This window comes from Mesorhizobium sp. M7A.F.Ca.CA.002.15.2.1 (assembly GCF_003998715.1).
Lineage (GTDB): Bacteria > Pseudomonadota > Alphaproteobacteria > Rhizobiales > Rhizobiaceae > Mesorhizobium > Mesorhizobium ciceri.
On the sequence record NZ_RZPI01000989.1, the window covers coordinates 1 to 1,363 of the forward strand.

General features: G+C 64.1%; 2 protein-coding genes and 1 pseudogene. 2 read left to right on the forward strand and 1 reads right to left on the reverse strand.

The window, feature by feature from the left end; genetic code table 11:
* Together ENZ74_RS31855 and ENZ74_RS31860 are read left to right on the forward strand one after the other, a co-directional pair.
* On the forward strand, positions 1-130 hold a 130-nt coding region (locus tag ENZ74_RS31855), incomplete at its 5' end, for an aldehyde dehydrogenase family protein (RefSeq protein ID WP_127294222.1).
* A 92-nt stretch (positions 131-222) separates the two neighbouring features.
* The gene (locus tag ENZ74_RS31860) at positions 223-1,245 is read left to right on the forward strand and encodes an aldose epimerase family protein (protein ID WP_063168174.1); all 1,023 of its coding nucleotides are present in this window, start codon (positions 223-225) and stop codon (positions 1,243-1,245) included.
* 11 nt (positions 1,246-1,256) lie between these two features.
* Here ENZ74_RS31860 and ENZ74_RS31865 read toward each other — a convergent pair.
* Positions 1,257-1,363: pseudogene (locus ENZ74_RS31865) on the reverse strand (sugar kinase); the annotation flags it as partial.

The window sequence follows — 1,363 nt, forward strand, 5'->3', positions numbered from 1 at the left end:
CCTCATCACCACGCCGGAGGCGCCGTTCGGCGGCGTCAAGGAATCCGGCCTCGGCAAGGAAGGCGGGCATCAGGGCATCGAGGATTATCTCGACACCAAATATGTCTGCATCGGCGGCCTCGGCCTCTGATAGGCTATCCCTGGGATGGGGAGGCCGATGGCCTGCCCATCTCTCATGGAAAAACCAGCCGAAGTCTTCTGGATCAACTGGCATTTACGGGCATGGCGATGAAGGACGGCGAGGTTTTCGGCACGACGCAGGCTGGCGAGCAGGTGCGTCGCTTCACGATCAGGGGCGGCGGCATCACAGCCAACATCATCGGTCTGGGCGCGATCATCCAGGATTTGCGCCTGACCGGGCACGATGCTCCGCTGGTGCTCGGCTATGACAGTCTGGAAGGCTACGAGACGGATACGGCCTTCTTCGGTGCGGTCGTCGGCCGCTATGCCAACCGCATCCGCGACGGCCGCTTCACCATTGGCGGCAGCCGCTACCAGACCGAGCAAAACTTCCTCGACAAGCATACGCTGCATGGCGGCTCGCAAGGTTACTCCCACCGGCCGTGGACGGTTTCCTTGCATGGCAGGGATTTCGTCACGCTGACGCTGCACGATCCCGACGGCACGATGGGTTTTCCCGGCGCGCTCGACGTCACCTGCACCTACCGGCTGAAGATCCCCGGCACGCTCAGCGTCGAGCTGACCGCCACCTGCGAGGAGCCGACGCTGTGCAATCTCACCCAGCATTCCTATTTCAACCTGGATGATGGCGGCGCAGGCGACATTCTCGACCACAGGATGATGCTGAATGCCGGCGCCTACCTGCCGGTCGATGGCGACATGATCCCCACAGGCGTGGTCAAGCCGGTTGACGGCACGCCATTCGATTTCCGCCAGGCGCGGCCGCTGCGCATGGAAACCGAGGGTGATCAACTGCCCTACGACCAGAATTTCTGCCTTGCTTCGGCACGCGGGCCGCTCAAGCAGGCGGCATGGACGCAAGGCGCCAGTTCCGGTGTCGAGATGGAGGTCTGGACCACCGAGCCCGGCGTCCAGCTCTATACCGGCCAGTATGTGACGCCGCGCACCGGGCTGGAAGGGCGGAACTACAAGGCCTTTTGCGGCTTCTGCCTGGAGCCGCAGATTTGGCCGGACGCGCCGAACCGGCCTTATTTCCCGCAAGCAACGCTGTGGCCGGGCGCGATCTACCACCACGTCACGGAATACAGGTTCCGCCTGCCCTAGTTTTTCCGACCTTAGCCTTCGAAAGCCGCCCGCAGCGTCTCGAACGGCGCCAGCGCGCCGCGCACTTGCACCACGGCGGCGGCGACACGATGCGCACGGCGCGCGGCTTCCTGCGGGT

Coding starts and splice junctions, on each gene's coding strand:
- ENZ74_RS31860 (WP_063168174.1), top strand. CDS start 223: ATGGCGATGAAGGACGGCGAGGTTTTCGGCACGACGCAGGCTGGCGAG.